The sequence below is a fragment of the Streptomyces sp. NPDC060035 genome (assembly GCF_042736635.1).
In the GTDB taxonomy this organism is placed as follows: domain Bacteria; phylum Actinomycetota; class Actinomycetes; order Streptomycetales; family Streptomycetaceae; genus Streptomyces.
Map to the genome: position 1 here is coordinate 187886 of NZ_JBHWVO010000011.1, position 13559 is coordinate 201444.

Sequence of the window (13559 nt, forward strand, 5' to 3'; positions counted from 1 at the left end):
TGGTGTGCCGGGGTGTGCCCGGGTGCCGGAGGGGCGTGGTCGGCTGGGCTCGGGTGGGTGTGCCCGGGTGCCGGGCGGGCGTGGTTCGGTTCACGCGGGTGTGCTCGGGTGCCGGAGGGGCGTGGTTCGGTTCACGCGGGTGTGCCCAGGTGGTGGATGGGCGTGGTGGACGGGCTCGGGCAGTGTTTGAGCGCGCTGGGAACTCGGGCGGTGATTCGGACGCGCTGCGGGCTCAGGCGTCCGGCGGGGCCGCATCAGTCGGCGGGGCTGGATCAGTTGGTGCACGGCGCACCCTTACCTTGCCGGAGGTGAGGTCTATCGGGCCCCGGGCAGGGTCGCCGATGCCCAGGTCCACGCGGCTCAGCTCCAGCCGTCTCTGCTCCTCGGCCGTGTGTTTACGGCCCGGCGCGAACAGTTCCTCGAAGAAGTTGAACACCGCCCGTGCTCCCTCCGACATGCCGCCCGGTAGGTCGCTACCGCACCTTCAGCAGCAGGATCCGGTCGTCCCCCGGCTTCGGGGTGGCGCGTCCGTCCGTGTTGCTCGTGACCAGCCACAGCTTGTCGCCGCCCGCAGCAAGCACGGTGCGCAGCCGACCGTACTTCTCCTCGAGGAACGCCTGGGGCGGGGCCAATGGTTCCTTGTCCGCGGTGCCGGACAGCGGAATCCGCCAGAGCCGCTGGCCGCGCAGGCCCGCCATCCAGATCGATCCCTCTGCGAAGGCGATACCGCTCGGGGACGCCTCGGATGTCCTCCACTGGGCAACCGGGTCGACGAAACCCTTCTCGCCCTTCTTGCCCTCGACGTCGGGCCAGCCGTAGTTCTTCCCCGGCTCGATCCTGTTCAGCTCGTCCCAGGTGTCCTGGCCGAACTCGGCCGCCCAGAGCTGCTTCCGGCCGTCCCAGGCGAGCCCCTGAACATTGCGGTGCCCGTACGAATACACCAACGAGTCGGCCTCGGGGTTCCCGTGCACCGGCTCGCCGTCGGGCGTCATCCTCAGGATCTTGCCCGCGAGAGACGCCTTGTCCTGGGCGAGACCCGTGTCTCCCGTCTCGCCCGTGCCCGCGTACAGCATGCGGTCCGGGCCGAACGCGATCCGCCCGCCGTTGTGGACGGAGCCCTTCGGGATGCCCCGCAGGATCGTGTCCGGGGCGCCCAGCTGCCGGCCGGCCGGCTTCCGCTCGTCGTACTGCATGCGGGCGATGCGGTTGTCGGACTCGGTGGTGAAGTACGCGTACACCAGATGGTCCGCGCCGTACGTCGGGGCGACCGCCAGGCCCAGCAGCCCGCCCTCACCGCCGGGGGCGACCCCGGGCACGGAGCCCAGCAGGGTCTTCTTGCCGCTCCGCCCGTCGATCCGGCTGATCGTCGCCTCGTCGCGCGAGACCACCAGCAGATCACCCCCGGGCAATGCCGCCAGCCCCCACGGCGACGCGAGGTCCTCCGTGAGTGTCGAGACCACCTCCACGGAGCCCTTGGCCGGCGGCAGATCGGCCGCGGGGCTCGACGAGGCGGGGGCGGGAGAGGAAGCGCTCGCCGGTGGCGAGGTGTCGCCCTCACGGCCCGCCGGGCCGTCACCGGACTCACCACCGGAGGAACAGGCGGCGGACAGCAGCAGCGAGGCCGCCGCACACAGGGCCACTACCCCCTTGCGCACCGCAGGAGTTTGCACAGATCCGAACACAGCACCGCGCACAGCACCGATCCTTTCGACGGCCGCATGACTACTGTTCTTACACCGCTGCCCCGCCGCGGGTTCCCGATCTCCGCCAATTCTCCCGCCGCGTGATCAGTCCCACGACCCACGGGCCCGCGGCAGCCCGGCGATCTCCGCCACATCCCGGTCCGTGAGGACCAGTTCCGCCGCCCCCGCGTTCTCCACGGCCCACCGCTCCTGCTTGGCGCCGGGTACGGGCACCACATGCCGGCCCTGCCGCAGCACCCAGGCCAGTGCCACCTGGGCGGGAGTGGCGCCGTGCCGCTCCGCGATCCGCCGCAGACCCGCCACCACCGGCTGGTTCGCCGCCATCATCTCCGCGGTGAACCGCGGGTGCCTGGCCCGCGGATCGTCCGGTTCGAAGCCCTGGCCGGGCTTCAGTGTCCCTGTCAGATAGCCGTTGCCCAGCGGCATCGCCGCCAGCAGGCCGACACCCCGCGCCGTACACCAGGGCAGCAGCTGCTCCAGCGCCTCCGGTGACCACACGGAGAGCTCCGCCTCGACCGCGCTGACGGGAAAGACCTGCTGCACCCGCTCCAGCTGGCGGATCGTTCCGTCGTGCATCCGGGCCCCCGGCCGTCGCTCGGCCCGTGCTCCCACCGCGCACAGTCCGAGCGACCGGACCTTTCCCGCGGTCACCAGGTCCGCCATGGCGCCCCAGGTCTCCTCCACCGGCACTTCGGGGTCGGCCCTGTGCAGTTGGTACAGATCGATCACATCGGTCTGCAGCCGCCTGAGCGAGGCATCGCAGGCCCGGCGCACATAGCCGGGGCGCCCGTTGGCGACGATGTGCTGATCGCCCACCAGCAGCCCGCACTTGGTGGAGAGGAAGGCGTCGGAGCGGCGCCCCTTGAGCGCCCGCCCGACCAGCAGCTCATTGGTGAAGGGGCCGTACATGTCGGCCGTGTCGAGCAGTTGGACGCCGGCGTCCAGCGCGGCGTGCACCGTCCGCAGTGAACGGTCGCCGCGCTGCTGAGACGTGCTGTAGGCCCAGCTCATCGGCATACACCCCAGCCCGACCGCGCCCACGGCGAGTGCCGCCGCACCGATAGTCCTGCGCTCCAACTCCCCGAACCCTCCCTCGGTCCCGCCGTCGCTGGACCACTCCGGACCCCAAAGTAGCCTCTGCCGTCCCGTGCCCTTCGCATAGCCTCCTGACCATGACTTCGACACCTGCCACCGACGTATGGCTGCCGATCGCGGCCGATGAGATCGACGGGCTCCCCGAGGGTCTCAACTACCGTTTCTGGGACGGCGGCCGGGACTACCCGGCGGACCCCGCGGACTGTGCCTTCTACGTCGTTCCCTACATGAAGGGACCGGAGGTCGCGGTCCGCCCGCTCAAGGAGATGGCCGGGGTCCGGGTCGTGCAGACGCTGTCCGCGGGGATCGATCATGTGGAGCCGGGTCTCGGCCTCCTGCCGACCGGCGTACGGCTGTGCAACGCCAAGGGTGTTCACGAGGCGTCGACCGCCGAACTCGCTCTCGCCCTGATCCTTGCCTCGCTGCGCGGTTTCCCAGGCTTCGTGCGCGGTCAGGACAAGGAGGAGTGGCTCTCCGGCTTCTATCCCGCGCTCGCCGACAAGTCGGTACTCGTCGTGGGCTACGGATCGATCGGCGCGGCCATCGAGGACCGGCTCGAACCCTTCGAGTGCGCGCGGGTCGTGCGCGTCGCACGCTCCGCACGGACAACCGGGCGCGGCCCCGTACATGCACTCGAGGACTTGCCCGCACTGTTGCCCGAAGCCGACATCGTCATTCTGTCCACCCCGCTGAACCCCTCCACGCAAGGGCTGGTGGGCGCCGACTTCCTCGCCGCGATGCCGGACGGCGCCCTGCTCGTCAACGTTGCCAGGGGAGCCGTTGTCGACTCCGCGGCCCTGCTGTCCGAACTCGAGTCCGGCAGGCTGCGTGCCGCACTCGATGTCACCGATCCCGAACCCCTGCCCGCGGGCCATCCGCTCTGGCATGCTCCCAACGTTCTGATCACCCCCCATGTGGGCGGCAGCACCTCGGCGTTCCTGCCGCGCGCCAAGCGTCTGCTGGCCGGCCAGCTCACCCGGTTCGCCGCAGGAGAACCGGTTCACAACCTCGTACTCACGACCGGCTGACGACGCTCCGAAACGGTTCGGCCGTACGAGGTTTCCCACAACACCCCAGGTGGTCACGGAGAGTAGAGAAGCTATGTCCCTGCGTGACGGCTCTGGTGTATCGTCCAGAAGGGGCAGCGCCATGGCAGGGGCGGTGCCGGGGAGGAAGCGGAACGAGAGGGGGCGACAGACGATGCGCGGGCGATGGAGAGATGATCCGACGCGGCAGGGCGGACGGCGCCGGTCGTCGGCGCCGAGGACCCCGGGCTCGGCCCGAGGAGCTCTCCGGTGAGCGCCCTCGGGGCGCTGCTCTCCCGGCAGCCGGTCTCAGGCCGGAGTGCGGGACTGCGCTCCCAGCTGCTCCTCGCCGCCATCTGCGCCGGATACGCCGTGGGGGCGGCGGTCGACTGGGGATCGCCCGGACTGGCCCTGTTCATGGGTGACTTCGGCCTCACCATCGCCGCTCTGATCGCCGCCGTGTCCTGCTTCCTCCACGCGCGCAGGAGCGGCAGCCGGTTCCGGCCCGCCTGGCTGCTGTTCTCGCTCTCCTCCGCGATGGCCGCCGGCGGCAACGCGGTCTGGGGCTGGTACGAAGTGGTGCTGGGGCTCCCGGTGCCCTCCCCGTCCCTGGCCGACGTCTTCTTCCTCTGCTTCGCCCCGCCGGCCATCGTCGGGCTGCTTGTCCTCGCCAAGCGGCCCGTCACCCGGGCCGGCTGGGTCTGCCTGGTGCTGGACGCCTGGCTGATCGGCGGGTCCCTGCTCACGCTCTCCTGGAGCCTCGCGCTCGCCCACACCGCCCATGTCGCGAACGTGGAGGGGGAGAGCGTCGCCCGGGCCGCTCTCTCCCTGGCCTACCCGCTGCTCGACATCGTGCTGGTCTCCATGGTGCTCGCCCTGCACTTCCGGCGGGTCAACGTCAACCGCTCGGCAGTGAACACGGCCATCGCCGCTCTCGCCCTGACCGTGCTGTGCGACGCGGTGTTCACCTCGCCGCTGCTCCGCTCGACCTACCGGTCCGGCCAGCTGCTCGACGCGGGCTGGTTCGCCGGATCCCTGCTGCTCGCCTATGCGCCGTGGGGGGCTCGTCGCAGTGAGGACAACGCTGTCGAGCCCAGCAGGGAGCCGCGCACCACCAGCCGTCCCGTCGCCGGTTCCCTGGCCGCGCTCACGCCGTATCTGGCCGCTGCCGTGTGCACCCTCGGCATTCTGTACAACGTGGTCGAGGGACGCAGGGTCGACCGGGTCGTCATCTTCACCGGCTGCGCGGTGGTGCTCGCACTGGTCGTCCGCCAGGCCATCATGCTCCTCGACAACATCGCCCTCACCCACGAGCTGGCCCAGAAGGAGAACCACTTCCGCTCCCTGGTGCAGGGGTCCAGCGACGTCATCATGATCGCCGCTCCCACCGGCATGCTCCGCTACGTCAGCCCCGCGGCGGCCGGGGTCTACGGGCGCGACGCCGACGACCTCGTCGGCGCCGAGCTGGCCTCGATCATCCACCCGGAGGATCTCGGAGGCGTGGTCCACGAGGTCCGGCGGTTCCTCGCGGCACCGCCCCGTGAAGAACCCACCACCCGGATCGAATGCCGTTTCAGGTCGGGGGGCGGCGACTGGCTCCACGTCGAGTCCACCGTCAACCGCCACCAGGGCGGTCTGCTGCTCAACAGTCGCGACGTGACCGAACGAGTCCGGCTGCAGGCCCAGTTGCAGCACAACGCCGAGCACGACCCGCTCACCGACCTGCCCAACCGCGCCCTGTTCACCGCCCGGGTCAGCCAGGCGCTCGGCGGCCGGCGCTCCGGCGACCCGGGCACCGCCGTGCTCTTCATCGACCTGGACGGCTTCAAGGCGGTCAACGACTCCATCGGCCACCAGGCGGGCGACGAACTGCTCATCCAGGCCGCCCGCCGCCTCCAGGAGTCCGTACGCGCCTCCGACACGGCCGCACGCCTCGGGGGCGACGAATTCGCCGCGCTCATCGTCGGCGACGGCACCCGTGACCAGGCCGCCCGGGAGTACCAGGTCCACGAGATCGCTGACCGGCTGCGTCTCACGCTCTCCCAGCCCTACCGGATCGGTACCGGCGAGGTCCGGGTGGCCGCCTCCATCGGGGTCGCCTTCGCCGAGCCCACCATCACGCCCAAGGACCTCATGCGCAATGCCGACCTCGCCATGTACCGCGCCAAGGCGAGCGGCAAGGACCGGGTAGAGCTCTACGCCCCCCAGATGCAGGCCGAGGTCGTCCGCCGCTCCGAGATCGCGGTGCGGCTGCGCACAGCCCTGCGGGACGGCGAGTTCGCGCTGCTGCACCAGCCCGTGATCCATCTGGCCAGCGGCACCGTCGCAGCCGTTGCCGCCCAGGCGCGCTGGCGCTCCGCGCAGGGGATTCTCTTCACCCCGGCCGAATTCCTCCGTGTCGCCGAAGACAGCGACCGCGCCGCCGAACTCGGCAGTTGGCTGCTGGAGGAAGCCGTCGAACAGGCCGCCGAGCGGGCCAGGGCCGGCCACCCGGTCCCGGTCTCCGTCCGCGTGCCGGCCGGACGGCTCCTTGACCGCTCCCTGCCCTTCGGTTCCGTGGAGGCGCTCCTCACCCGGCACGGGCTGCCCTCCGGGGCCCTCATGATCGAAGTGGCCGACAGCGACCCGCGGATCGCCTTCGAAGACCTGGAGCAGCGGCTGGTCACGCTGCGCAGGCTCGGGGTGCGGATCGCGCTCGACGGCTTCGGCAGCGGTTACGCGGCGATCAATGCCCTGCGCCGGCTCCCCATCGACGTACTGAAGCTGGACCGGGGCCTGGTCGAGGGAGTCGTGGAGTCCGCCCGCCTGCACAAGATCACCAGTGGGCTGCTGCGCATCGCCTGCGACCTCGGCATGCAGTCCGTGGCCGACGGCGTCGACCTGCCCGAGCAGGTGCGCGCGCTGCGGGCCATGGGATGTACGCACGGCCAGGGGATGGCCTTCTCCGGACCGCTCGACGAGTACCGGCTGCGGCGCGCCCTGATCCGCGGAAAGTTCCCTGTTCCAGGCGGTGGCCCCACCGCGCAGCCCGTCCTTGCGGGCGGCTCGATCCCGCTCCAGTGCCGCTCACATGATGAGACGCCCGTCCCACCTACTTGACACCGTGTACGTGCCGGAGAGAGGGTCAATGCCATGCGCACCCGAATTCTCGTACTTGGAAAGCGCGTCGGCTGAAGCAGGGTCACTCATGGACACCTTGCAGACCGCACCGGCGCGCTCCCCTCGCTTGCCTCACGGCACGAGGGGTTTTTTGTTGCACCGGCACCACTCAAAACCCCACAAACACGCCGCATAAACCCTCAGCTTCGAGAAGAGAATGCCGATGACCGAGCAGGCCACCGGGGCCCACCACCCGCAGCCGCGGGCCCGTAACGGCGGACCGTCCTCCGCCTCTGTTGAGCACCTCACGGGCGCGCAGTCCCTCATCCGCTCTCTCGAGGAAGTCGGGGCCGACACCGTATTCGGCCTCCCCGGCGGCTGCATCCTCCCGGCGTACGACCCGCTGATGGACTCCACCCGGGTCCGCCACATCCTCGTCCGCCACGAGCAGGGTGCCGGTCACGCGGCCACGGGTTATGCGCAGGCCACCGGCAAGGTCGGTGTCTGCATGGTCACCTCGGGCCCCGGCGCCACCAACCTGGTCACCCCGATCGCCGACGCGGCCATGGATTCCGTGCCCCTGGTCGCGATCACCGGTCAGGTGGCCTCCGCCGCCATCGGTACGGACGCCTTCCAGGAAGCCGACATCTGCGGCATCACCATGCCGATCACCAAGCACAACTTCCTGGTCACCCGCGCCGAGGACATCGCGCACACGATCGCCGAGGCCTTCCACATCGCCTCGACCGGCCGCCCGGGACCGGTCCTCGTCGACATCGCCAAGGACGCGCTGCAGGCGAAGACGACCTTCAGCTGGCCGCCGGCGATGGACCTGCCCGGCTACCGCCCGGTCACCAAGCCGCACGCCAAGCAGATCCGCGAGGCCGCCAAGCTCATCACCCAGGCCAAGCGCCCGGTGCTGTACGTCGGCGGCGGAGTCATGAAGGCCGGCGCCACCGCCGAGCTGAAGGTCCTGGCCGAGCTCACCGGAGCGCCCGTCACCACGACTCTGATGGCGCTCGGCTCCTTCCCCGACAGCCACCCGCTGCACGTGGGAATGCCCGGCATGCACGGTGCGGTCACCGCCGTCACCGCGCTGCAGAAGGCCGACCTGATCGTCGCGCTCGGGGCCAGGTTCGACGACCGCGTCACCGGCAAGCTGGACAGCTTCGCCCCGTTCGCCAAGATCGTCCACGCCGACATCGACCCGGCCGAGATCGGCAAGAACCGCGCCGCCGACGTGCCGATCGTCGGTGACGCCCGCGAGGTCATCGCCGACCTCGTCCAGGCGGTCCAGGCGGAGCACACCGAGGGCAACACCGGCGACTACACCGCTTGGTGGAAGGACCTCAACCGCTGGCGGGACACCTACCCGGTCGGCTACGACCTGCCGGAGGACGGCAGCCTCTCACCGCAGCAGGTCATCCAGCGCATCGGTCAACTCGCCCCCGAAGGAACGATCTTCGCCGCGGGCGTCGGCCAGCACCAGATGTGGGCCTCGCACTTCATCAACTACGAGCAGCCCTCCACCTGGCTGAACTCCGGCGGCGCCGGGACGATGGGGTACGCGGTTCCGGCCGCGATGGGCGCCAAGGCCGGCATGCCGGACCGCGCCGTCTGGGCGATCGACGGCGACGGCTGCTTCCAGATGACCAATCAGGAACTCACCACCTGCGCGCTCAACAACATCCCGATCAAGGTCGCGATCATCAACAACGGCGCGCTCGGGATGGTCCGCCAGTGGCAGACCCTGTTCTACAACCAGCGGTACTCCAACACCGTGCTGCACTCCGGCGCGGACACGGACGGAGCCCCGGCGAAGGGCACCCGCGTGCCGGACTTCGTCAAGCTGTCCGAGGCCATGGGCTGCTACGCGATCCGCTGCGAGGACCCGGCAGACCTGGACAAGGTCATCGCCGAGGCCAACGCGATCAACGACCGCCCGGTCGTCATCGACTTCATCGTCCACGAGGACGCCATGGTGTGGCCGATGGTCGCCGCCGGCACCTCGAACGACGAGGTCATGGCAGCCCGCGGTGTCCGCCCCGACTTCGGCGACAACGAAGACGACTGAGAGACAGAGAGAGACCGACTCCATGTCCAGCAAGCACACGCTCTCCGTCCTGGTCGAGAACAAGCCAGGTGTCCTCGCCCGGATCACGGCACTGTTCTCCCGGCGCGGCTTCAACATCGACTCACTCGCGGTCGGTACCACCGAGCATCCCGACATCTCCCGCATCACCATCGTGGTGAATGTCGAGGGCCTGCCCCTGGAGCAGGTGACCAAGCAGCTCAACAAGCTGGTCAACGTCCTGAAGATCGTCGAACTCGAGCCCTCCGCTGCGATCCAGCGGGAGCTCGTCCTGGTGAAGGTCCGCGCCGACAACGAGACCCGCTCCCAGATCGTCGAGATCGTCCAGCTGTTCCGCGCCAAGACCGTCGACGTCTCCCCCGAGGCCGTCACGATCGAGGCGACCGGGGGCGCCGACAAGCTGGAGGCCATGCTCAAGATGCTGGAGCAGTTCGGCATCAAGGAGCTCGTCCAGTCCGGCACCATCGCCATAGGGCGCGGCGCGCGCTCGATCACCGACCGTTCTCTGCGCGCACTCGACCGCTCGGCGTAATCATTCAGGGCACTCTCGCCGCTCGCATGGCGAGACCCGACAACGTATCTGACGCACCCCGCCGTACGGTGGGACGCAACACCTGCACACCAAGGAGAAGACCCAGTGGCCGAGCTGTTCTACGACGACGATGCCGACCTGTCCATCATCCAGGGCCGTAAGGTCGCGGTCATCGGATACGGAAGCCAGGGCCACGCCCACGCGCTGTCGCTGCGCGACTCGGGTGTCGACGTCCGAGTCGGTCTGCACGAGGGTTCGAAGTCCAAGGCCAAGGCCGAGGAGCAGGGCCTGCGCGTGGTGACCCCGGCCGAGGCGTCCGCCGAGGCCGACGTCATCATGATCCTCGTCCCGGACCCGATCCAGGCCCAGGTCTACGAGGAGTCCATCAAGGGCAACCTCAAGGACGGCGACGCGCTGTTCTTCGGCCACGGCCTGAACATCCGCTTCGACTTCATCAAGCCGCCGGCGGGCGTCGACGTCTGCATGGTCGCCCCGAAGGGCCCGGGTCACCTGGTCCGCCGCCAGTACGAAGAGGGCCGCGGCGTTCCGTGCATCGTGGCCGTCGAGCAGGACGCCACCGGCAAGGGCCTGGCGCTCGCTCTCAGTTACGCGAAGGGCATCGGCGGCACCCGCGCCGGCGTCATCAAGACGACCTTCACCGAGGAGACCGAGACCGACCTGTTCGGTGAGCAGGCCGTCCTCTGCGGCGGAACGGCCGCACTGGTCAAGGCCGGTTTCGAGACGCTGACCGAGGCCGGTTACCAGCCGGAGATCGCGTACTTCGAGTGCCTGCACGAGCTGAAGCTCATCGTGGACCTGATGTACGAGGGCGGCCTGGAGAAGATGCGCTGGTCCATCTCGGAGACCGCCGAGTGGGGCGACTACGTCACCGGCCCGCGCATCATCACGGCCGACACCAAGGCCGAGATGAAGAAGGTCCTCACCGAGATCCAGGACGGCACCTTCGCCAAGGCCTGGATGGCGGAGTACCACAACGGTCTGCCCAAGTACAACGAGTACAAGAAGGCCGACAGCGAGTCCCTGCTGGAGAGCACCGGCAAGGAGCTGCGCAAGCTCATGAGCTGGGTCGACAACGAGGCCTGAGCCTCTGACCGGGGGCGGGTCCGCACGGGCCCGCCCCCGGTGCACGGTCTGTCTCGGCCCCGTGTCACTGCGGGGGAGGGGCGGTGGAAGGAGACGGCACCGTACGTCTGTACAGGCCGTCCACCTCGTGCGGGTGATCCTTCCACCGGGGCGCAGATGCCGCCCGGCCGCATGACTACACTTCTCAACACATACACGCGTCAGGGCCCACAGTGTCGTGCGTCTCCCACGCGGCTAGCCCCTCCACCGCCTGCGGCCGTCGGGACGGCCGTCCGCACTGGACTTGTGAGGACACACGTGAGCTCGAAACCTGTCGTACTCATTGCTGAAGAGCTGTCGCCCGCCACGGTCGACGCTCTGGGTCCGGATTTCGAGATCCGGCACTGCAACGGCGCGGACCGCGCCGAACTCCTCCCCGCGATCGCCGATGTCGACGCGATCCTGGTGCGCTCGGCCACCAAGGTCGACGCCGAGGCCATCGCCGCCGCGAAGAAGCTCAGGGTCGTCGCCCGCGCGGGCGTCGGTCTGGACAACGTCGACGTCTCCTCGGCCACCAAGGCCGGCGTGATGGTCGTCAACGCGCCGACGTCCAACATCGTCACGGCCGCCGAGCTCGCCTGCGGTCTGCTCGTCGCCACCGCGCGCAACATCCCGCAGGCCAACACCGCCCTCAAGAACGGCGAGTGGAAGCGTTCGAAGTACACGGGCGTCGAGCTCAGCGAGAAGGTCCTCGGTGTCGTCGGCCTCGGCCGTATCGGCGTGCTCGTCGCGCAGCGCATGTCGGCCTTCGGCATGAAGATCGTTGCGTACGACCCCTATGTGCAGCCCGCGCGCGCCGCGCAGATGGGCGTCAAGCTCCTCACCCTGGACGAGCTGCTCGAGGTCTCCGACTTCATCACGGTGCACCTCCCCAAGACCCCCGAGACGCTCGGCCTGATCGGCGACGACGCGCTGCACAAGGTGAAGCCCTCGGTGAGGATCGTCAACGCCGCGCGCGGCGGCATCGTCGACGAGGAGGCGCTCGCCTCCGCCCTCAAGGAGGGCCGGGTCGCCGGAGCCGGTCTGGACGTGTACACGAAGGAGCCCTGCACGGACTCCCCGCTGTTCCAGTTCGACCAGGTCGTCTGCACCCCGCACCTCGGTGCCTCCACCGACGAGGCGCAGGAGAAGGCGGGCATCGCGGTCGCCAAGTCCGTTCGCCTCGCCCTCGCCGGTGAGCTCGTGCCGGACGCGGTCAACGTCCAGGGCGGCGTCATCGCCGAGGACGTGCGCCCCGGGCTGCCGCTCGCCGAGAAGCTCGGCCGTATCTTCACCGCGCTCGCGGGCGAGGTCGCGGCCCGGCTCGACGTCGAGGTCTACGGCGAGATCACCCAGCACGACGTGAAGGTGCTCGAACTCTCCGCGCTCAAGGGTGTCTTCGAGGACGTCGTCGACGAGACGGTCTCGTACGTCAACGCCCCGCTCTTCGCGCAGGAACGCGGTGTCGAGGTCCGCCTCACCACCAGCTCCGAGTCGCCGGACCACCGCAATGTGGTGACCGTCCGCGGCACGCTGTCCAACGGCGAGGAGGTCGCGGTCTCCGGCACGCTGGCCGGCCCCAAGCACCTCCAGAAGATCGTCGGCATCGGCGAGCACGACGTGGACCTGGCGCTCGCCGACCACATGGTCGTCCTGCGGTACGAGGACCGTCCCGGCGTCGTCGGCGCGGTCGGCAAGATCCTCGGCGAGGCCGGACTGAACATCGCGGGCATGCAGGTCTCGCGGCAGGACGCGGGCGGCGAGGCGCTGGTCGTCCTCACCGTCGACGACACCATCCCGCAGTCGGTCCTGACCGAGATCGCGGAGGAGATCGGCGCCACTTCGGCCCGCTCGGTGAACCTCACCGACTGATTCACGGCCGCACGGCAACCGCACCCGGCAGGCAGACGCAACATCTGCCTGTCGGGTGCACTGCTGTCCGGAGACACGCACCCGCCGCGGTCCGGGCCGGCCGGAGCAGTGCTCCGCGCCGGGAAGAGTTCTTGACTCCCCCCGGACGGCCGTCCGCTCCCCGGCTCGGCACCGAACCGCCGCGGCTGTGCGCAGATCGTCATCCGCCTGGGGGAAGCGGGCCTGCTGCTCGGACACGACAAGAACGACAGCCGTGTCCTCATCCAGGATCGCCTGCGCCTCGACGGCGTCGCGTCGAGTACGAGGTCTGACATGGATTTGGCAACGCACGTCTTCATCGCCGGTATCAGCAACTCCGGACCGGCGCACTGGCAGTCCGTCTGGCGCAGCCGGATGGCGAACAGCGTCTGGGTGGAGCACAGTTCCTGGGACACCCCCGTGCGCGACGTGTGGGTGAAGGAGCTCGATGACGCCCTCCGGGCGATCGAGGGTCCCAAGGTCCTCATCGCCCACAGCCTCGGCTGCACGCTGGTGGCCGAATGGGCCTCGGCGCACCAGGACGAGACCGTGGCCGGTGCGTTCCTGGTCGCGATGCCGGATGTGTCCGGCGCCGCCTTCCCCACTGCGGCGGTTGGTTTCGACTCGTCCCGGCACGGCCGGCTGCCCTTCCCGGCGGTCGTGGTCGCCAGCGAGAACGACCCCTACGGCTCCCTGGAGCATGCGGCGGCAGGCGCCGAGCAACTGGGAGCCCGGCTGGTGAACGTCGGCCGCAAGGGACACCTCAACGTCGAATCCGGGGTCGGCGACTGGCCCGAGGGCTGGTCCGTCTTCAGTGACCGGTTCGCCCGTTGATCACCTGCCGGGAGCCGTGCCCTCCGCCGAAGCGTGTTCCGGAAGTCCCGCATGCCCCGCGGGCGGACGGCACCGACTTCGGAAAGCGCCCCGGCTCCGACCGGTCCTGACGGCTGCCGCGGCTCCCTGGACGTGCCCGGGGCCGCCGCGCCGCGGGAGGCGGACAG

Annotated in this window: 10 protein-coding genes and 1 pseudogene; 8 read left to right on the forward strand and 3 right to left on the reverse strand. The window is 69.8% G+C overall.

Features of this window, described 5'->3' with window-relative positions:
* Nucleotides 1-232: 232 nt before the first annotated feature.
* From ACFWBQ_RS19705 to ACFWBQ_RS19715, 3 genes are all read right to left on the reverse strand, one after another.
* Nucleotides 233-436 (reverse strand): DUF6191 domain-containing protein, encoded by a 204-nt coding sequence (locus ACFWBQ_RS19705; RefSeq protein ID WP_385490355.1) that lies wholly within the window; start codon nucleotides 434-436, stop codon nucleotides 233-235.
* A 37-nt stretch (nucleotides 437-473) separates the two neighbouring features.
* Nucleotides 474-1694, reverse strand: coding sequence for a PQQ-dependent sugar dehydrogenase (locus ACFWBQ_RS19710; protein WP_385490357.1), 1221 nt, complete (start codon nucleotides 1692-1694; stop codon nucleotides 474-476).
* 93 nt (nucleotides 1695-1787) lie between these two features.
* The gene (locus ACFWBQ_RS19715) at nucleotides 1788-2744 is read right to left on the reverse strand and encodes an aldo/keto reductase (RefSeq protein ID WP_385490530.1); all 957 of its coding nucleotides are present in this window, start codon (nucleotides 2742-2744) and stop codon (nucleotides 1788-1790) included.
* A gap of 131 nt (nucleotides 2745-2875) precedes the next feature.
* On the opposite strand from ACFWBQ_RS19715, the gene ACFWBQ_RS19720 reads away from it, so the two are divergent.
* The 8 genes and pseudogenes from ACFWBQ_RS19720 to ACFWBQ_RS19755 all read left to right on the forward strand — a co-directional run bounded on the left by ACFWBQ_RS19720 (nucleotide 2876) and on the right by ACFWBQ_RS19755 (nucleotide 13392).
* A complete protein-coding gene (locus ACFWBQ_RS19720; RefSeq protein WP_385490359.1) occupies nucleotides 2876-3826 on the forward strand; it encodes a 2-hydroxyacid dehydrogenase in 951 nt (316 codons plus the stop codon).
* A 267-nt stretch (nucleotides 3827-4093) separates the two neighbouring features.
* Complete coding sequence (locus ACFWBQ_RS19725; RefSeq protein ID WP_385490362.1) at nucleotides 4094-6922, forward strand: putative bifunctional diguanylate cyclase/phosphodiesterase; 2829 nt, start codon at nucleotides 4094-4096, stop codon at nucleotides 6920-6922.
* A gap of 217 nt (nucleotides 6923-7139) precedes the next feature.
* A complete protein-coding gene (locus tag ACFWBQ_RS19730; protein WP_385490365.1) occupies nucleotides 7140-8996 on the forward strand; it encodes an acetolactate synthase large subunit in 1857 nt (618 codons plus the stop codon).
* 22 nt (nucleotides 8997-9018) lie between these two features.
* The gene (ilvN, locus tag ACFWBQ_RS19735) at nucleotides 9019-9546 is read left to right on the forward strand and encodes an acetolactate synthase small subunit (protein ID WP_385490368.1); all 528 of its coding nucleotides are present in this window, start codon (nucleotides 9019-9021) and stop codon (nucleotides 9544-9546) included.
* Nucleotides 9547-9651: 105 nt separating this feature from the next.
* Complete coding sequence (gene ilvC, locus ACFWBQ_RS19740; protein ID WP_385490372.1) at nucleotides 9652-10650, forward strand: ketol-acid reductoisomerase; 999 nt, start codon at nucleotides 9652-9654, stop codon at nucleotides 10648-10650.
* Between the two features lie 297 nt (nucleotides 10651-10947).
* On the forward strand, nucleotides 10948-12540 hold the full coding sequence (serA, locus tag ACFWBQ_RS19745) for a phosphoglycerate dehydrogenase (RefSeq protein WP_385490375.1): 1593 nt from the start codon (nucleotides 10948-10950) through the stop codon (nucleotides 12538-12540).
* Nucleotides 12541-12735: 195 nt separating this feature from the next.
* Nucleotides 12736-12801, forward strand: a pseudogene (locus ACFWBQ_RS19750) (hypothetical protein); the annotation flags it as partial.
* A 51-nt stretch (nucleotides 12802-12852) separates the two neighbouring features.
* Complete coding sequence (locus tag ACFWBQ_RS19755) at nucleotides 12853-13392, forward strand: RBBP9/YdeN family alpha/beta hydrolase (protein WP_385490378.1); 540 nt, start codon at nucleotides 12853-12855, stop codon at nucleotides 13390-13392.
* The last annotated feature ends 167 nt before the right edge of the window (nucleotides 13393-13559 follow it).